This window comes from Streptomyces solicavernae (genome assembly GCF_029968095.1).
Lineage (GTDB): Bacteria > Actinomycetota > Actinomycetes > Streptomycetales > Streptomycetaceae > Streptomyces > Streptomyces solicavernae.
Genome location: NZ_JASCIR010000028.1, coordinates 67,249 through 85,512, shown reverse-complemented (window position 1 = coordinate 85,512; position 18,264 = coordinate 67,249). Strand labels below are relative to the sequence as shown.

14 protein-coding genes and 2 pseudogenes are annotated in these 18,264 nt (G+C 70.8%); 5 read left to right on the top strand and 11 right to left on the bottom strand.

Annotation, left to right across the window (positions count from 1 at the left end; all coding sequences use genetic code 11):
- Positions 1 to 146: pseudogene (locus QIS99_RS25470) on the bottom strand (carbohydrate ABC transporter permease); the annotation flags it as partial.
- Positions 146 to 1,069 (bottom strand): carbohydrate ABC transporter permease, encoded by a 924-nt coding sequence (locus tag QIS99_RS25465; protein WP_408909630.1) that lies wholly within the window; start codon positions 1,067 to 1,069, stop codon positions 146 to 148. The pseudogene QIS99_RS25470 and the gene QIS99_RS25465, both read right to left, overlap by 1 nt.
- A gap of 303 nt (positions 1,070 to 1,372) precedes the next feature.
- Between QIS99_RS25465 and QIS99_RS25460 the strand changes: the two genes are divergently transcribed.
- Positions 1,373 to 2,227, top strand: a complete 855-nt coding sequence (locus QIS99_RS25460) for a phosphotransferase (protein WP_282515970.1) — start codon at positions 1,373 to 1,375, stop codon at positions 2,225 to 2,227.
- 30 nt (positions 2,228 to 2,257) lie between these two features.
- Here QIS99_RS25460 and QIS99_RS25455 read toward each other — a convergent pair whose 3' ends face one another.
- The 3 genes from QIS99_RS25455 to QIS99_RS25445 all read right to left on the bottom strand — a co-directional run bounded on the left by QIS99_RS25455 (position 2,258) and on the right by QIS99_RS25445 (position 6,050).
- Positions 2,258 to 2,971: a 3'-5' exonuclease gene (locus tag QIS99_RS25455; protein WP_282515969.1), complete on the bottom strand. Its 714-nt coding sequence runs from the start codon at positions 2,969 to 2,971 to the stop codon at positions 2,258 to 2,260.
- Between the two features lie 144 nt (positions 2,972 to 3,115).
- On the bottom strand, positions 3,116 to 4,357 hold the full coding sequence (locus QIS99_RS25450) for an SAV2148 family HEPN domain-containing protein (RefSeq protein WP_282515968.1): 1,242 nt from the start codon (positions 4,355 to 4,357) through the stop codon (positions 3,116 to 3,118).
- A gap of 352 nt (positions 4,358 to 4,709) precedes the next feature.
- Entirely contained in the window at positions 4,710 to 6,050 is a 1,341-nt protein-coding gene (locus tag QIS99_RS25445; RefSeq protein WP_282515967.1) for an MFS transporter, read from the bottom strand.
- Between the two features lie 422 nt (positions 6,051 to 6,472).
- Between QIS99_RS25445 and QIS99_RS25440 the strand changes: the two genes are divergently transcribed.
- Positions 6,473 to 7,741, top strand: coding sequence for a M14 family zinc carboxypeptidase (locus tag QIS99_RS25440; protein ID WP_282515966.1), 1,269 nt, complete (start codon positions 6,473 to 6,475; stop codon positions 7,739 to 7,741).
- Between the two features lie 54 nt (positions 7,742 to 7,795).
- On the opposite strand, the gene QIS99_RS25435 is transcribed toward QIS99_RS25440, so the two are convergent.
- On the bottom strand, positions 7,796 to 8,347 hold the full coding sequence (locus tag QIS99_RS25435) for a DUF1707 and FHA domain-containing protein (protein ID WP_282515965.1): 552 nt from the start codon (positions 8,345 to 8,347) through the stop codon (positions 7,796 to 7,798).
- 309 nt (positions 8,348 to 8,656) lie between these two features.
- Here QIS99_RS25435 and QIS99_RS25430 point away from each other — a divergent pair, with 309 nt between their 5' ends.
- The gene (locus tag QIS99_RS25430; protein WP_282515964.1) at positions 8,657 to 9,559 is read left to right on the top strand and encodes a GNAT family N-acetyltransferase; all 903 of its coding nucleotides are present in this window, start codon (positions 8,657 to 8,659) and stop codon (positions 9,557 to 9,559) included.
- Positions 9,560 to 9,750: 191 nt separating this feature from the next.
- Positions 9,751 to 10,164, top strand: coding sequence for a hypothetical protein (locus tag QIS99_RS25425; protein ID WP_282515963.1), 414 nt, complete (start codon positions 9,751 to 9,753; stop codon positions 10,162 to 10,164).
- Between the two features lie 149 nt (positions 10,165 to 10,313).
- Here the strand turns inward: QIS99_RS25425 and QIS99_RS25415 are convergent.
- Positions 10,314 to 11,163: pseudogene (locus QIS99_RS25415) on the bottom strand (IS5 family transposase).
- A 251-nt stretch (positions 11,164 to 11,414) separates the two neighbouring features.
- Here QIS99_RS25415 and QIS99_RS25410 point away from each other — a divergent pair.
- Positions 11,415 to 13,181, top strand: a complete 1,767-nt coding sequence (locus QIS99_RS25410; protein ID WP_282515962.1) for a DUF3459 domain-containing protein — start codon at positions 11,415 to 11,417, stop codon at positions 13,179 to 13,181.
- Positions 13,182 to 13,242: 61 nt separating this feature from the next.
- On the opposite strand, the gene QIS99_RS25405 is transcribed toward QIS99_RS25410, so the two are convergent.
- The 4 genes from QIS99_RS25405 to phsA form a co-directional block, all read right to left on the bottom strand.
- Positions 13,243 to 14,361: an aminopeptidase P family protein gene (locus QIS99_RS25405; protein ID WP_282515961.1), complete on the bottom strand. Its 1,119-nt coding sequence runs from the start codon at positions 14,359 to 14,361 to the stop codon at positions 13,243 to 13,245.
- Between the two features lie 190 nt (positions 14,362 to 14,551).
- Positions 14,552 to 15,205 (bottom strand): LysE family translocator, encoded by a 654-nt coding sequence (locus tag QIS99_RS25400; protein ID WP_282515960.1) that lies wholly within the window; start codon positions 15,203 to 15,205, stop codon positions 14,552 to 14,554.
- A gap of 98 nt (positions 15,206 to 15,303) precedes the next feature.
- Positions 15,304 to 15,960 (bottom strand): S1C family serine protease, encoded by a 657-nt coding sequence (locus tag QIS99_RS25395; RefSeq protein WP_282515959.1) that lies wholly within the window; start codon positions 15,958 to 15,960, stop codon positions 15,304 to 15,306.
- 267 nt (positions 15,961 to 16,227) lie between these two features.
- Entirely contained in the window at positions 16,228 to 18,147 is a 1,920-nt protein-coding gene (phsA, locus tag QIS99_RS25390; RefSeq protein ID WP_408909629.1) for an O-aminophenol oxidase PhsA, read from the bottom strand.
- Positions 18,148 to 18,264: the final 117 nt, after the last annotated feature.

Here is an 18,264-nt window from a genome sequence, read left to right as displayed (position 1 = left end):
GGGATCCAGGTGGGATCCAGGCTGCCCAGTTCCTTCGCGGGCTTGAAGGCCGTGGAGATCAGCCAGGCGAACGGGAAGGCCAGGAAGACGAGATAAGCCGCGAGCGCCACGTACTGCGCGGCGCGCGCCGACTTGGTCGTACGCATCATGCCTCGTCGCCTCCCTTCAGGCGGCCCACGAGATAGAACGCGAGGATCACCGAGATCACCGCGACCATCACGCACCCCATCGCGGCGGCGTAGCCGAACTGGCCGTAGCGGAAGGCCTCTTCGTAGGCGAACAGCATCGGCAGTCGGGTGCGGCCGCCGGGTCCGCCCTGCGTGAGCACGTACACGAGGGCGAAGGAGTTGAAGTTCCAGATGAAGTTGAGGGCCGTGATCGACAGGGCGACGGGTTTGATCGCGGGCCACGTGACGGTGCGGAAGCGGCGCCAGGCGCCCGCCCCGTCCATGGCGGCCGCTTCGTGCAACTCGCGCGGGGTGTTCTGCAGTCCGGCGAGCAGCGCGACCGTCGTCTGCGGCATGCCGGCCCACACGCCGACGACGATCACCGCGAACAGGGCGGTGGCCGTGCCCGTCAGCCAGTCCCGGCCCTCGCCGAGGCCGAGGTTGGAGAGCGTCTCGTTGAGCACCCCCGCGTCGGGGTGATAGACGAGCCGCCACATGATGCCGACGACGACCTCGGGCATCGCCCACGGGATGATCGCGAGCGCGCGCGCCAGCCAGCGGAATCGGAGGTTCTGGTTGAGCAGCAGGGCCAGGCCGAGCGCCAGGAAGAACTGCGGCACGGTGACGCCGACCGCCCACAGCAGGCCGATCCGGAACGAGTCCCAGAACAGCGTGTCCTGGAACAGATCCTGGAAGTTGAGGCCGCCCACCCACTGCGTGGCCGAGGTCCGGCCGGACTGTGCGTCGGTGAACGACAGCGCGATGCCGTACAGCAGCGGGCCGACGCTCAGGACCAGTATGGGGATCAGCGCGGGCAGGACCAGGAACCAGGCAGCGTGGTCCCCGGTTCTGCGTGCGCGCTGCTGCTTCACTGACCGCTTCGTCGCGGTCGCCAATGCCACGGAATCGGCTCCTTCAGGCGGTTGATCTGAGGATGGCCTGCCCGTCTCCCGCCACCGCCCTTCCTTGGAAGCGCTTCGCGCCGTGACCTGTCCCAGCCGGCCACCGTCATCGTGCTGACGGCGCGTGAGTACGTCAAGCATGTGCGCATGCCTTGTGGCCTGTACGAACGCGCCCTCGGCAGCTGGGAGACTGGGCGTCGTACACAGTGATCGGCAAGGTGCTCGGCAGGCTCGGTGACGGTAGGCGTGGTTCCGGTTCGCCTGCGCCGCACGCCGTGGGCAGCGCGCTGCGGGAGGCAGGACATGGACGAGGCACGAGCACGGGATGTGCTGGCCGAGGCCGGGGTGGCGGGCGACGCGGAACTCCTCGCCCTGGGCGAGAACGCGGTGTTCGGCACCGGTGACCTGGTGGTGAAGGTCGGCCGGGCGGCGCCCGAACTCCTCGACCGCGCCCGGCGCGAGCTGGGGGTCGCGCGCTGGCTTGAGGAGTGCCAGGTTCCCGCGGTGCGGGCCGCGGAGGCCGAGCCGCGGCTCGTGGACGGCCATCCGGTGACCTTGTGGCGGCGGCTCGGCCCCGCGCTGCGGCCGGCCGGACCGGCTGATCTGGCCGGGCTGCTCCGTCTCGTGCATGCTCTTCCCTCCCCTCCTGTCGAACTGCCGCGCCGCGAACTGCTCGGCGGCGTCGAGCGCTGGCTGCGCCTCGCGGGCGACGCGATCTCGCAGGCCGACGCCGACTATCTGCGGGAGCGCCGGGACGGCTTCGCCGCTGCCGCCGCAGCGCTCGCCCCTCATCTGCCGCCGGGCCCGATCCACGGCGACGCCCTGCCCCGCAACGTCCATGTCGGTCCTGACGGGCCGGTCCTTGTGGACCTGGAGACGTTCTCCGCCGATCTGCGCGAGCACGACCTGGTGGTCATGGCCCTGTCCCGCGACCGGTACGGCCTGGCGCCCGCGGCCTACGACGCGTTCGTCACGACGTACGGCTGGGACGTGCGCGAGTGGGACGGGTGCGCCGTGTTGCGCGGTGCCCGGGAGACGGCGAGCTGTGCGTGGGTGTCGCAGCACGCGCCCACCAACCCCAAGGCCCTGGCGGAATTCCGCAGGCGGGTCGCGTCGTTGAGGGACGGGGACCCCGAGGTGCGCTGGTACCCGTTCTGAGCGCCGAACTCGCGCTGCTCGCCCGCCCGTTCAGTCCGATATGTTCCGCAGCGGCCAGTGACCGTCGATCACTGCGGACTCGTCCCCCTTGCGGCGCAGGAACTTCTGGAAGTCGGCGGCCCATTCCGCGTACCACTCGACCTGGCGGCGGTGCAGTTCGGCGGGGCCGAGGCCGGCGACCTTCGGGTGCGTGACGGCTATCGCCGAGGCGAGCTCGGCGGCGGCGAGGGCGTCGGCGGTCGCGTCGTGCGCCGAGTCGAGCCGGATTCCGTACACGGAGCAGACCGCCTCCAGGTTCCGCTTCCCCTTGCGGTACCGGTCGACGGAGCGGTCGATGGTGTACGGGTCGATCACCGGCGCCGGTTCGATGCCGCCGAGCCGCTCACGCAGGGACGGCAGTCCGTACCGGTGCAGTTCCGCGGAGAGCAGGGTCAGGTCGAACGCCGCGTTGTACGCCACCACCGGGACGCCCGACTGCCAGTACCCCGTCAGTGCGCGGGCGAGTTCGTCAGCCACCTGGCCGGCCGGGCGGCCCTCCGCCCTGGCCCGCTCGTTGCTGATGCCGTGCACGTCCACGGCCTCCTGCGGTATCGGCACTCCCGGGTCGGCCAGCCACTCGCGGCGTCCCAGCGGCTCTCCGCCCTTGACCTCGATCAGCGCGCCGGTGACGATCCGCGCCTCGCACGGGTCCGTGCCCGTGGTCTCCAGGTCGAAGCCGATCAGCAGATCCTGGTGCCAGCCCATCCGTGGCCCTCCTTCGTGGTGCTCTCCCCCATGTGCGTTTCACGATCGCATGCGCCACTGACAATCCGACCAGCGCGTTCCGCTTCACCTTCTGACCTGCGGTTCGTCGTGAGCGGCGGTCGCGCTCGGCGGCGGGGACACGGTTCAGGACACGGGCCGCGAGTCCGCCCAGACCGACTCGAACTCCTCGCGGTACGTCTCGAACAGCCCGTGCTCGCCGGCCCCGCCCGCCTTGACCACGCGGCCGCCGCCGCGCAGCACCAGCACGGGCGCCTCCATGCCTCGGGTGCGCCGCAGGTAGGACTGGACGACGGCCACTCCGTCCGATCCGTCACCGTCGACCAGGTATGCGGTGAAGCGCGGAGTTTCGTCAAAGACGTGGATCTGGAAGGCGTCCGGGTCGCGGAGGCGGGAGCGCACACGCCGCATGTGCAGGATGTTCATCTCGACCGAGCGGCTCAACTCGCCTCGCTTGATGCCGAGTTCGCGTTCGCGGCGTTTGACGGCGCTGCTCGCCGGGTTGAGGAAGAGCAGCCTTATACGGCTGCCGGTCTCCGCGAGCCGTACCAGGCGGCGGCCGGAGAAGTTCTGGGCCAGGAGGTTCAGGCCTATGCCGATCGCGTCGAGGCGCCGCGCCCCGCCGAAGATGTCCTCGGCGGGGAACTGGCGCAGCAGGCGCACCCGGTCCGGGTGCACGCCCACCACGTCCGCGTACCGGTCTCCGACTATGTCCTCGACCGCGTCGACGGGCAGCCTGCGCGCGGAGGGCACGTCCGAGTCGGCGCCGAGCATTTCGAGGAGCCGCGCGGAGGCTCTTTCCGCCTGCGCGAGGACCGTCTCCGAGAGGGCACGGTTGCGGGAGACGACGTTCCGCGCGACCTCCAGCTCGTCCAGGGCGAGTTCGACGTCTCTGCGGTCGTCGAAGTACGGCTCGAAGCAGGGCCAGTGCTGCACCATCAGCTCGCGCAGCTGCGGCAGGGTCAGAAAGCTGAGGACGTTGTCGTCGGCCGGGTCGAGCAAGTACCCCTTACGGCGGCTGACTTCACGGACGGCGACGGCCCGCTGCACCCATTCCTGCCCTGCCGGGCCGGCCGCGGCCACCACCCAGTCGTCGCCGTGCACGGGTTCGTACACGGGCCGGACCACCGCGGAGACCACGGCGCGCAGCCGCTGTTCGACGAGGTTCAGCCATATGTAGGCGCGACCGGCCCGCTGGGCACGCGTGCGCACCTCGTGCCAGGCGTCGGGGCCCCAGTCCAGTTCCGGGCCTATCTGCGCGGCCGTGTCCACCGGGCGCGCCAGGGAGACCGCAGAGGGCGGGGCGTCGCCGGTGCCTCCCTCGCGACCCTCGTCGCCAGGGGGCAGCTCAAGACCGCCCGAGCTCACCCACGCACCGCCTTCCGCTCCCCCTGGGACCCCGTTCGGGATCATGGTCCGGAATCTTGGTCGAGACCCGGTTCAACGATCAAGGAAGGGTACTCCGGTAGCGGTCGACGGTGCAGCCGGATGCACAGGCTCGGCTCTCAACCTCCTTGTCCCACACGGGCGTTCCGGTCCCCGCGTGCCGTCGGAGTGAGCGGATTCATAGCGGTCACCCCATCTGCGGCCGTCGACAACAGCAGCCGATGCACCGGTATCGGTTCCTGGCCCTCGTCCCGGGTACGGGGTGGAACCCTGTGTTGACCCAGGTGATCGAGTGCCTGCGGGGGCAGGCCGGGGCAGGCAGTACGGCGCGCGGTCAGACCGCCTGAGGGCGCTGCACACCGACCGAAGCCTGGTCCCGCGCGGTGCCGGTTCCGCTCTCCCGGTCCGGGCCGCCGCCCCGCCGCGGGCGCGCGCCGAGGGCGACGAGGAAGGCCAGCGCCGCGGCCGTACTGCCGACGCCGAAGGCCGCCGCCGGGCCGTACGACTCGGCGAGCCGCCCGGCGACGGCGAGCGTGACGGCTTGGCCGCCGACGAAGGCGCTCGACGCGAACGTCATGCCCTCCGCCAGGCGTTCGCGCGGCACGGCCCGCTCGGTGAGGCCGAATCCGGTGATCAGGTTGGGCGCGAAGATGGCACCGAAAACGGCCACTACGAAGTAGAGCCCGGCCAGCGACTCCGTCCACAGGAGAGGCAGTGAAAGGAGCGCAGCGGCGGCCGTTGCGACGCGCCAGCGCAGCAGCAGGCCGATGCGCTCCGGCACCGCCGCCATGGACAGGCCGACGGCGGCGCTCATGACACCCATGGCTGCGTACACGAGTCCCGCCTGGTCCGGCCGGCCCAATTCCTCGGTGAGGGCGGTGATCCCGGCGCCGCAGCCGCCGAGCAGCACGCCCAGGAGTACGAGGCCGACCCGCACCACGTAGACCTGGCGCGGCATGCGGTGCCGTGCGCCACGCGCGCGTGCGGGTTCCTCCGTCGCACGCGCGCGTGGCGGTCCTTGTCGCCCCTCGTGGGTGAGAGCGGTCGGGTGCAGGGCGAACCCCGTTCCGCACACGGCCACGAGCAGCGCCGCGAGGAGCATCGCGTACGCCGGGTGGCCGATGACCGCCGCGAGGCCCACGGCGGCCGGCCCGAGCACGAAGGACACCTCGTCCATGGTGCTCTCCAGGGACATCACCGCGTCGGCGAGCCGGTCGTCCGCCCGTCTGCGGCGTGCGAGCGCCACCACGCGGGCCCGCGCCAGCGGCCCGATGCCGGGCACCGAGGCGCCTGCCAGCGCCCCGAGAAGGACCAGCAGGGGCGTGGCCGCACCCAGCAGCGCGCTCGCCGTGAAGACGCTGATCGCGATCGCGTTGAGCAACGCGAAGACCAGCACCACGCGACGCTGCCCGCGACGGTCCGCGAGACGGCCGACGAACGGCCCCATCGCCACCTGCCCGAGGGCCAGAGCGCAGGCCACCATCCCACCCGTGGCGAGGGAGCCGCTGGTCCTGGTGATCATCAGGACGCTGCCCATCTGAATGACCGCCGTGGGCAGCCGCCCCAGGAACGAGAGCACCGGGAGCAGTACGCCGGAGAGCCCGATCACCTCCCGGTACGTCTGCAACGTCCCGGGAGCGGAATCTCGGTGTGTGCTCAGCTCCCCCTGCGGCATCGTTCGAAACTATCGCCCCCGCAGGGGACGCAGGCATGCGGTGATGACACGAAAGACGTGCAGGACGCTACGTAGGTTCGCATGACGTCGGGGAGTCGGGCCGAACCCGCCGCTCATGGTGCCGCACCTCCGCTTACAGGTGGCGTCCGTCGGCTTGTGGGTGGCGTCCGTCCGCGGCGCCGGTGCCTGACGCTCAGTTCGGCGAAGCCCGGTTGAGCACGCGCCTGTGGGGCATAACCAAGTCCCGCTCCGTCACTCAAACGACTTGCCAAATGGGGCAGTTGATGGCAAAGCCGCCCCAATACCCAGCCGTCCGCATAGCGGAGCGCTTCCATCCGCATACGCACAGTACTGCCAGTGCCTTGACAGGGACTCCGGCGCGTGGGGTACTGCGGATGCGCACGCCGGGAGGACCAACGGGGGTGAGTCACCTGACGGAGCAGCGCTATCCCAGTGTGACGGAGCTCGTCCTGTCCGCACGGGCCTTGGCGGCCGAACGACCCGAGCTCTGCGAGTTGCGACGGGTCGGCACCTCGCGCGCGGGACGCCCCCTGCACCTGTTGTCCGTGGGGCGGGCCGAACAGCGTGTCCTGGTCGTCGCGGGCGCCCACTCCAACGAGCCGGTGGGCGGGCCCACCGCCCTGCATCTGGCCCGACGCGCGGTGCACGAGGAAGCGTTGTGGTCGGGGACCAGCTGGCATTTCCTGCTCTGCGCCGACCCTGACGGCGCCGGCCTGCACCGCGCGTCAGCGCCCCGCACTCTGTTCGACTACCACCGGCAGTTCTTCCGTCCCGCGGGACCCGAACAGCCGGAGTGGGCGCCGTCGGTACTGCCGCCGGAAGCGTGGCCGCCCGAGACCCGCACCCTCCTGGGCGTGATCGACGAGCTGCGGCCCTATCTGCAGGTGTCGCTGCACGGCACCGATCTGGGCGGCAGCTGGGTGCAGTTGACGCAGGACATACCCGGCCTCGCCGAGCCGTTCGCCAAGTCGGCCGCGCAGCTGCACATCCCCATAGAGACCAGCACCTCCGACGCCGCCGGCTGGCCGATATCCGGCCCCGGGGTGCATGTGATGCCGGACCCGGGCACGGACGCGCTGTTCCCGAGCCTGCCCGAGGACGTGACGCGGTCGACCTGGCACCACGTGCACCGGTACGGCGGCAGCACGGCCATCGTCGAGGTGCCGATGTGGGCGAGCGACCTGGTCGACGACCCGGCACGGCACCCCGCGCCGGGCGAGGCCCTCCAGCGGGTCTCCAGAAGGCTCCGCGCGGAGGCGCTGCGGGTCGAGGCCATCCTGCAGGAGACGGGCCTCAGAGAGGCCAAGGAACAGTCGCTGCCCGAGGGCTGCGGGCCGCTGCTGCGGGCCTCCCGCTGGGCGCTGGGGCTCGTACCGGGCCTCGCGGAGGACTGGCTGCGACCGCCGCCTCAGGGCGCGACGATGACATACGTGGCCAGCATCGACGCCTTCGGCCGCCGGCTGCCGCTGCGGGCCGCGGCGATGCTGCTGCAGGTACTCGAAGCGGTGGGGGAACCGGCGGCGCCCCGTCTGGAGCGGATGGTCGCCCAGTGGAGCAGCGCCTTCGAGAGCAGCTTCAGGGCTCGCTGGGTGCCGCTGGAGCACCAGGTGGAGCACCAGTCCCGCACGGTCGTGGCGGCGGCCCGGCACGCGCGCGTGAAGGTGAACTAGGGTCGGTCCGCCCGCAATCGGGCACTACACAGATACGGCGCGACCAGGCGCGAGTCACTGCACGGCAAGCCGGAAGCTCATCGACCCGAAGCTCACGTGGTCGCCGTCCCGCACCACCGCGGCTGCGACCACGCGCCGCCCGTTGACACTCGTACCGTTGGTCGAGCCCAGGTCGCGCAGCACCCAGTGGCCGCCCTGCATGCGCAGCTCGGCGTGGACACGCGAGACGGTGTCGTGGCTGAGGCGCAGACCGCTGGCCGGGTCACGGCCGATGCGCAGCGGACAGGGGCCCGGTTCGGGCAGCAGCAGCTTCGGCAGCCGCTCCGCCTGCCAGGCCCGGCGCACCCGCACGGTGAACGCCGACGCGGCGCCGACCGCCCCGGTGACGAGCGCGGTCCAACGGCCCTGCGCAGCAGGCAGATCGGCGGTGAGCGCGGCCAGCTGGTCGGCCCGCCGCGCCACGAGTGCGAGCTCCATGCGGCGCACGTACGTGTCGTGCGAGAGCCGCCCCTGGACCACGCCCTCCTGCAGCGCGCGCAACGCCTTGTCGCGTTCGGCGTCCGAGAGCCGCGCGGGATACGTGGGGAACTCGAAGGAGGGCGTCACGTTCGCGATTGTCGGACAGTGCCGCCGGAGTGTCCAGAAAACCCGGAACTTCGCCCGTCGCTGACCAGCACGAACCCACGATGCGCCCGGCTGTCGGCGCACCCGGTCAGGCACGGGACCAGGGAGCTGCGGCGGCCGAAAACCTCTGGACGGGGGCGCGCGGCGCACATAGGGTCCTCGCCGACGCCACTGCTTGCGGAAAGGAGGCGAGAGCCATGAAGTGCACGTTTCTGCCCCTGCGCTCCCGCCCCGTCCGTGCGGCGTCCCTGGTCTGAACGGGAGCGTTCCGTCACGTCTCCGGAGGACTCCATGACCGGTCTGGTCATCCGCGCGCTCACCGAAGAGGACGCGCAGCTGTTCAACTCCCTTGCCGATCCCGGTCTCGTGGGCCGCGCCGTCACGGGCGTCGAGTACCGCACACGGGCCACGGGCGGCGACTACCTGCCCGAGTGGACCTATGTGGCGCTGCGCGACGACAAGGTCGTGGCCAGGGCCGCCTGGTGGGGCTCACCCCAGGACGCGACACCGCTGAACCTCAACTGGTTCGACTTCGCCGAAGGCGAGCACGACGCGGCCGTCACACTGCTGCGTACGGCGCCGTTCAACGTCGACTACGAGCTGATCCTGCCCCCGGACTGGCGGGAGCGCCCCGAGGCCGCCGCGGCGGCGCACGCGCGGATCTCGGCGGCCGAGGCGGCGGGCAAGCGGCAACTCGTGGAACGGCTGCGCTACGCCTGGACGCCGGACTGCGGGCTTCCGGTCCGGCCGGGGCGACTTGAGTTCCGCGAGGAGCACGACGACGCGGCCCTCCTCGACGCGCTCCGCAGGATCCACTCCGACACCCTCGACGCGCACGCCCTGCGCGCCAAGGAGCAGGGCGGCGTGGACCAGGCCGCGCGTGAGGAGCTGGAGTACGTCCACTGGTGCCCCGAGGCCTGGCCACAGCTGGCCTTCACGCCGCACGGCGAGCTGGTGGGGCTGCATCTGCCGTGCCGGATCCCGTCAGGGTTCGCCGCCGGGTTCATCGGGGTGGTGCCGGAGCAGCGCGGTCACGGGTACGCGTACGACCTGCTCGCCGAGTCGACGCACTTCCTCAGCGAGCGCGGCGCCGACCGCATCGCCGCGGCGACGGATGTGGGGAACCTCCCGATGGCGGCGAATTTCGCGAAGGCGGGCTATCCGGTGGCGCAGAAGCGCATCGACCTGGTCTGAGAGGGCGGTTTGCGATTTGATATCCGGTTCGTCGTTGGGCTTGGGTGAGAGGTGTTGCTCGGTCACCCGCGCCGGAGAAGAGCGCGAACCGGCACGCCAGGGCTTCATCAGCACCCTCAGCGTCGTCGCCGATATCCCCGGCCGAGCTGCACTCTTGACCTCAACCTTGGCTTAGGTACGACACTTGGCGCATGGAGATCACAAACAGCAGCACCATTCTTTTCCGCAACACCATGCGCATCACCGACGGCCACATCGACGGCTTCCGGCACGCCATCGCGCAGGCGGTGGCGTTCGCTCAAGAGCACGGCCCCCAGCTCATGGTGGAGGTCTTCATCGACGAGGAGCGGATGCTGGCGCACAGCTTCCAGCTCTACCGTGACTCTGATGCCATCCGCGCCCACTGGCGACTGTCGGACCCGTACATCCGCGAGGTGATGGAGCACTGCACCGTTCAGCACTTCGAGATATTCGGTGAACCGGACCATGACATCGTGGCGGCCCTCAAGACCCCCGACGGCGGATCCTTTCCTTTCACCCTCTCGCCCCGCCTCGCCGGCTTCAACCATCTTGAGGTGGCTGGCCCGGGTGAATCGCCCTCTTAGGGATGGTTCGTACGTTTAATCTCCGGTTCTGGGTGAGGCTGGGGCAGGGCTGGGGCGGGGCTGCCGGCCGTGGTGTTTGGCCTGCTATTGCTTCCTGGTGAAGCTGCCGGCGTCGATCTCGGTGAGGACATCGAGCTTGACCAGGCGTTTCAGCTTGGCGTGGGTGCCCTCGATGTCCTTCGGCAGCAGTTCGCGGTCGAGGGCTTCGCAGACATCGCGGGCCCGGAGGGGGCCGGTGCCGGGCGGTGCTCGTAGTCGCGGACCAGGCGCCGGTGCAGTATGAGGATCCCGTGGGTCTGCTCGACCTTCCACCGCTTCGCCTGCGGGACGAACCCCTTGTCCTGCGGGTTGCGTTCGACGATCTCCACGTCGATCCCGAGCGAGGAGCCGTGGGCGACACGGCCTTCTTGAAGCCCTGGTCGGCCAGCGCCTTGCGCACCGTGGTCGCCTGCCCGGCAACCTGGTCGAGCAGCGCGGCGCCCGCGGTGTTCTCGTGCGCACTCGCGGTGAGCACGACAACCGCGATGACCAGGCCCAGCACGTCCACGGCCAGCCCCCGCTTGCGGCCCGGCACGCGTTTTGCGGGATCCCGGCCGTCGTGGAGGCGGGGACCCCGGCAGCCACGTGGACACTCTGGGTGTCCAGCACCACCAGGGTCGGGTCCGCTGATCGACGGGCCTTCTCGCGGACCTGGCAGCGCAGGAGTTCATGGATGACCTGGTCGGTCCCGTCGTCGCGCCAGGCGGCGAAGTAGTAGTAGGCGAAGTAGTAGTAGTAGTAGTACGTCGCGCTCTTCGGCGTCAGGTCGTGCGGGAGACAGGCCCACTGGCAGCCGGTCCGGCTCTGGTGGAGGATCGCGCTCACGACATCCCGCATCGCATAGGCGCCCTGGTGGCCGCTGACCGAGCGGTGCCGGTCCTTCCAGGCTGTGATCACAGGCTCGATCAGCGACCACTGCCCATCCGGCAAATCACTTGGGTACGGCTTCCGTTCGCTCACCCCCGCCCCCCAACAGAACACCGGCTGCGGACCAGCGGATTCCGCCCTCACCCACACCATCAGGCGACGACAGAAACACTCAAAGAATCACGAACCGCGCTCTGTAGTGGCCTGCTGTTCGGCCACATCGAGTGCGGGATTGTGCTGGATTCACCGGCGAAATGATCTCTCGTGCAGCACCATGGACGGGCGAGGTCACTGACAGCGTCCGGCCGGACACGTAGGCCGACAACACAGACGGGGGGCCGTCCGTGCAGTTCGAGGTGTGGGCACCACTGGCGCAGGACCGGGTCACGCTCCAACTGGAAGGCAGCACGCACGCGTTGGAGCGTGATCCGGACCGGCGTGACTGGTGGGTGGTCGAGGCGGAGGCGGAGCACGGGGCGCGTTACGGGTTCGCCCTCGACGGCGACGGTGATCCCGGCCCCGGTTCCGGTTCCGGTTCCGGTTCTGGTTCTGGTTCTGGTCCGGGCGCCAACTCTGGTTCCCGTTCTGGTTCCCCTTCTGATTCCGGTTCCGCCCGCGCGGCGGCGCTTCCCGACCCGCGTTCACTTCGTCAGCCGGACGGCCCGGACGGCCTCAGCGCGGTCGTGGACCACGAAGCCCACACCTGGCGCACGCCGTGGCCGGGAAGTCCCCTCACGGGCGCCTCAGTGCTCTACGAGCTCCATGTCGGCACCTTCACCCGCGAGGGCACGCTGGACGCCGCTGCGCGACGCCTGGGCCACCTGGCCGAGTTGGGGGTCACACATGTCCAGCTGATGCCCCTGTGCCCGCTTCCCGGGCGGCACGGCTCGGGGTACGAGGGCGGCTCGCCGTGGGCGGTGCATGAACCGTACGGCGGGCCCGAGGCGTTGAAGCGGTTTGTCGACACGGCGCATGGGCTGGCGCTCGGTGTGGTGCTCGACGTGGTGCATCACCAGCTGGGCCCTTCGAGTGCGCAGCTCGGCCTGTACGGGCCGTACTTGACCGACCGAAGCGGACGGGGCGCCTCCGTCAACCTGGACTCCGAGGGCTCCGACGAGGTGCGCTCGTATCTCATCGGCAGCGCACTCTCCTGGCTGCGGGACTACCGGATCGACGGCCTCCGCCTCGATGCCGTGGACAGGTTGAGCGACACGCGCGCGTGCCACTTCCTGGAGGAACTGTCGGCAGAAGTGGACGCTCTTGCGGACGAGTTGGGGCGACCGCTGTTCCTGGTCGCGGAGTCCGGCCAGTGCGACCCGCGCGTGACGACACCGCGCCAGGAGGGCGGGCTCGGCGTGCACGCCCAGTGGAACGGCGACTTCCATCACGCGCTGCACGCGGCGCTGACCGGTGCGGCACAGGGCCGGTACGCGGACTTCGCGCCGGCGCCCCTCCAGGGGCTCGCCAAGACGTTGACGTCGGCCTTCTTCCACGACGGCGGCTACTCGCCCGCCCGGGGCCGCAGTCACGGGCGCCCGGTGGACCGTCTCCGCACGCCCGCGCACCGCTTCGTGGGCTACGCACAGAGCCACGACCAGGTGGGCATCCGCGCCCAAGGGGAGCGGCTTTCGGCTTCCCTCACGCCGGGCCTGTTGGCCTGCGCGGCGGCGCTCACGCTCACTTCGCCCTGCGCACCGATGCTGTTCATGGGGGAGGAGTGGGCGGCCGGCACGCCCTGGCAGGTCTTCACCGACCGCCCGGAGGCGAGAAACCGCTCCTGCCTGAACTGGGACGAGCCGCAGAACGAGCACCACGCGCGTGTGCTGGCCTGGTACCGCACCCTGACCGGGCTGCGGCGCGACCAGCCCGACCTGCGCGACCCGGACCTGGCATCGGTGCGGGTGGCGTACGACGAGGCCGTCCGGTGGCTGGTGTTCCGGCGCGGAGAGCTGCGGATCGCCGTCAACCTCGCCAAGGAACCGGCCGCGATCCCGCTGCTGGGCGGCAAGGCCCGCGTACTCGCCTCGTGGGACCCCATCGAGCCTCCGGCCTCCGACGGCATCCTGCACCTGCCCGCGGAGTCCTGCGTGGTCCTCGGTCCGCTGCAGTGAGAACGGCCGCCTCAGGGCCCCGGGAGCCGCCCGGTGCATCGGCCCCCGGGGCCCGGCGGGGCTATTCGACGATCGCCAGCTCGCGCGCCGTGCTGTTCAGACGGTGCCCGCCCTCCTCCGTGACGGTCACGATGTCCTCGATGCGTACGCCGAACCGGCCCGGCAGATACACACCGGGCTCCACGGAGAAGCACATGCCGGGCACCAGCGGCTGTTCCTCGCCCTCGATCATGTAGGGCGGTTCGTGCGTGGTGACACCGATGCCGTGGCCGGTGCGGTGGATGAAGTACGCGCCGTAGCCTGCCTCGTCGATCACCGCGCGTGCGACCCGGTCGATCTCCTGGCAGGCGATCCCCGGCTGAACAGCCGCACAGCCCGCGTTCTGCGCCTCGCGCACGAGAGCGTGCACCTTCTGCTCCTCGGCATCCGGTTCGCCGACGTGGACGGTGCGCGAGGTGTCCGAGCCGTAACCGTGCTTGAGGCCGCCGAAATCCAGCACCACCATGTCACCGTTCTCGATGGTCCGCTCACCCGCCTCATGGTGCGGGTTGGCGCCGTTGGGACCCGAACCCACGACGGTGAAGTCCACCTGCGAGTGCCCGAACTGCCGTAGCAGATCCGCGAGATCGGCCGCCAAGTCGAGCTCCTTGCGGCCGGAGAAGCGGACCTTGAGGATCTCCTCGTAGGCGGCGTCCGCCGCGGCGCCTGCCGCTGCCAGCCGCTCCAGCTCATGAGCGTCCTTGACGGCGCGCAGCATGGGCAGCGACTCCGTCAGGGAGGCGTACGACGTGCCGGGCAGCGCCTGTTGGAGGCCGAGCAGGTGCATGGCCCAGGCGTTGTCACTGACGCCGAACCGGCCGTTGACCTCCAGGAGCGGCGCGGTGACGGAGTACGGGTCCATGCCGTCGGTCCAGTCCCGCAGGGTCAGGACGGGCGCCCCGGGGGCGCGCTCGGCATCCGGCGCCTCCAGGGTGGGGACGACGAGGGTCGGCTCCTGTCCGGGGGCCAGCACGAGCAGGGTGAGCCGTTCCGTGGTGGCGGTGGGCTGATAACCGGTGAGCCACACCAGGTCCGGCCCCGGGGCGACGAGCAGGCCGGCGAGACCGGCGTCGGCGGCGGACGTGGCGGCGCGCTCCATGCGGGCCTTGTAGTCGTCGGCGGTGAACGGCGCGGGCGTCATGACTGCCTCCTGGACCTTCAGGGACTCCTCCCGCATCATCGCCCGCGTCCGGGCGGGCGCGCGAGCGGGCCGGGTGCATCGCTCACCGAGAGCAGGCCGGGCGCATCGCTCGCCGAAATCCGGCACTACGCGCGCGTGGTGCGGGCGCGCTCGCGGGCGCGACGTGGGGGTGCTCTCACGTACCGCCGGCTCAGCCTTCCAGGGCCAGGCGCACGCCGAGGAGGAGCAGTACTCCGCCGGAGACCTGCTCAAGCCTGCGGCGCACACCGGACCGCGACAGGACCGCCTTCATCCGGCCGACGCACCACACGTAGACCCCGTAGTAGGCGACTTCGCAGACCGCCCAGATCGCGGCGAGCGCAATCATCGTGGGCAGTTCGGGCGCCCCCTTCGGCACGAACTGCGGGAGGAACGACATCGCGAAAACGGCCGCCTTGGGGTTGGCGAGGTTCATCAGCAGACCGCCGCTGTAGGAGGCCCGGCCGGAGCGGACGGTCGTCCGCCACTCCCCGTCCTCAGCGCCCTCGGCGGCCCCGTCGCCCACCGCGCGGGCGCCCCTTCTGCGCCTGGCCTGCCACAGCGTCTGCACGCCGAAGACGACGAGCACGATCGCGCCGAGGACGCGCATCACGTCGTACGCCAGCTGGGACGCCGCAAGCAGCGCGGAGAGTCCGCAGGCCGCGACGACACCCCAGAGGAAGACGCCGGTCTCGTTGCCGAGGACGGTGAGGAAACCGGCACGCCTGCTCTGCAACGACTGTTTGATGATCAAGATCGTGGACGGACCGGGAGAGGCGGCGATCAGGGTGCAGGCGCCGAGGAAGGCGATGAGGGTGCTGACCATGGCCCCCATGCTCAGCCCTGCGGTGCCGCCGCACCATGCCTTTTCCACCAGCGCAACCAATGCGTAGATGCCTGCAACCATCCACCCTCGCAGCCGGGTTACGTCACCACCCCTGGCGTGACGACGAGCGATTCGCGCTCACCGGTGCGGTGCCGCACGGTCAGCGCGAGCGCTTCCCCTGGCCGGGCCTTACCCACGGTGGCGGCGAGTGCGGCCGCCGACGCGGTCCGCACATCGTCGACCGCGATGATCACGTCGCCGCGCACCAGGCCTGCGGCGTAGGCGGGCCCGGGCACATGCACGCCGACGAGCTGCGCGCCGGCGCTCGCCGGAAGGTCGACCGCCTCCACGCCGAGCGTGGCGCGCGCCGTGGCGCCGGACGCGCCCCAGCTCGCATGCGCTGTCGCCTCGGCGCGTACGGCCTCCTCCTGGCCGCCCTGCGGTTCCTGGCTCGACGCCCCGCCGGAGTTGTGCGCCCCGCCTTTCCGGTCCGCCGCGGCGGACTCCCCCGCCCGGCCGGGAAGGTGAGACCCGGCCTCCCGCTTCAGGCCGGCGAGGTCGCTCATGCCGATGACCGTGGCGCCGACGACGCCCAGGCCGACGCCGGCGAGCACGAGCGTCAGGGCGACGAGTACGCCGAGCAGAGCGGTCAGCAGGCGCCTGCCGCGCCGTCGGACGGGTCGGGGCCCGCATCCCCCTGCGGACTCGCCGGCGCGGCCGGGCATCGGCCTGGGCCGCAACACTGTCTCTTCCATGGCTCGCCTCCGCGGGATGCTCTACCCCACGGTCGGCCGCAGAACGTTTCACGAAAGAGTGACAGATTCCGTACAGAGGCGGGTGTTTACTCACCAATCTCTCGTTCGCCCTGGTCAGCAGCGACGCCAAGTCCATTGTCAGTGACGGCTGTTAGCTTTTTCGACATGGCGGATCGAGGGCCGAAGCCCCTGACTCCGCTGAACTCCGTCGAACCCGCCGAACTCCGCCGAACGATCCACCGATCGCCCGGCGGAGCAACCGACTCCTCAAGCCGCATGCCGTTCGTGCGGCCCGCCGTGCCCGGCCCCGTGATCGAACTTCAGGGCCTCCTCCGGCATGACCACGAACGGCCGCATCATCCCCATGTCCTCATGCTCCAGGAGGTGACAGTGGTACATGAACCGCCCGTAGGCGCCGTCGAAGCGCCCCATGATCCGCAGCATCTGCTTGCCCGGCACCCGGAACACGTCCTTCCAGCCGCGTTCGTTGGGCGCCAACGGCAGCTGCGTGCCGGGGTCGTACGCGATGGGCGCGCGGGTCCCGCCGAGCTCCGGGTCGAACCCGGACACGTCGTAGGCGTCCCGGCCCAGCGCCTGGAAGTCGGCGAGGTGGATGTGCATCGGGTGCAGGATGTCCGACAGATTGAGGAAGCTCCACTGTTCATGGGCGCCCTCCGCGATGGTGAAGCCGAGCCCGTCGTTGAAGGTCCGCGCGATCCGGCGGTAGGTCTTCACCACGCCCTCTGCGTCGCGCACCTGAATGACACCCTCGGTGGGCACCTGGACGCCCTCCGCCTCGTGCTCCGCGAGTTCGGTCATCTCCCAGATCTCGGGATGACCGCCGCCGCCCCTGGTGTTGGGCGGGGTGAGCACGACCATGCGGTGGCCGTGTTCGACGTCGTGGCCGATCCGACGGAAGGAGCCGGACAGCACCTCGGGCGGCTCGAAGGCGTCGCCCGCCCCGCTCGCCCGCACCCGGAACTCCATGACCTGCGGGTAGCGCACGTCGTTCACCGAGTCCGGCACACCCGGCGCCTGGTCGGGGCCCTTGTCGACGAGGCGGAGTCGCCGCCCGGCCAGCGCGCGGAAGTCGACGAGCAGATCGAAGCGCTCGGCGGGTGCGGCGGTCAGCACGGGCATCGTGGCGTCGAAGTCCACGGGCACCGGGCGCGGCAGCAGGCCCCCGTCGCTGCCGATCTGCTTGATCACGCCGGGCACCGGCTGATCGTCCTCGTCGATCAGGACGAGGTTGTAGGTCCGGGCGTTGGAGGCGTTGAGGAGCCGGAAGCGGTACCACGCGTCGTCCACGTCGGCGTACGGCCAGATCTGCCCGTTGACCGTCGTGTACGGGCCGGTGAAGGGCACCGAGACCGGCTTGCCCGTCTCGGGGTTCTCCTCCTGCACGATGACCGTCTTGTGCAGGATACGACCGTTGAGGGCGCCGTCCTCGTCGGTGTCGAGGTTCCGGTCGGCGATGAGGAGCGGTATCTCCCGCTCCCCGCGCGGCAGTCGGAGCGCGTCCTCCTCGTCGTCGCGGACGAGGTAGGTGCCGTACAGCCCGGCCTGGACGTTCCAGCGTGTGACGTTCATGGCGTGGTCGTGGTACCACCACTGCACGGCCTGATGGTCGTTCGGGTACTCGGAGAGCTGCGCGTCGCCGTACCCCACGGCGTTGTCGGCCCAGCCGTCGTTGCCGCCACCGGTCTGTGCGCCGTGCAGGTGCGTCACCGTCCAGGCGGGCAGGGCCGCGACGTCCTTGTTCGGTTCGACTCCGCCACGGCCGGGCTCGGTGCTGGCGGGCGGTTCGCCCTGCGGCCGGGCGGGCACCTCCACGGAGGTGACCGGGTACTCGGAGCCGACCGGAATGCCGTTGGTCCACGCCACGCGGATGCGGCGGCCGCGCCGCACCTCGATGGTGGGGCCCGGCACGCTCCCGTTGTAGCCCCACATGAGAGTGGGCGGCAGCTGCGGGTGCAGCCGCACCCAGGTGGGCCGGAGCGTGATCGCGGTCTCCTGAAGCACGTCGACCGGCTGCGGACGGAGCACGGGCGGCACGGTCAACGGACTGATGTACGGCGTGAGTTCGCCGTCGAGGACCTTCTCCTGGGCCTGGTCGGATCCGCCGGTCAATCCGCCGGTGAGTCCGTCGGTCAGGCGGTCGGTCAAGCGCTCGATGATGTCGGTCAAGGCTGTTCCCCCATGGTGAGTGCTGTGCGTCGCCGCTCCCCCGGCGGCCCCGGCACACGTCGCTCCGCGACGTCCCGCTCGGCGCACGCCTCAGCGACGACCCCCGTCGGGCGGCTC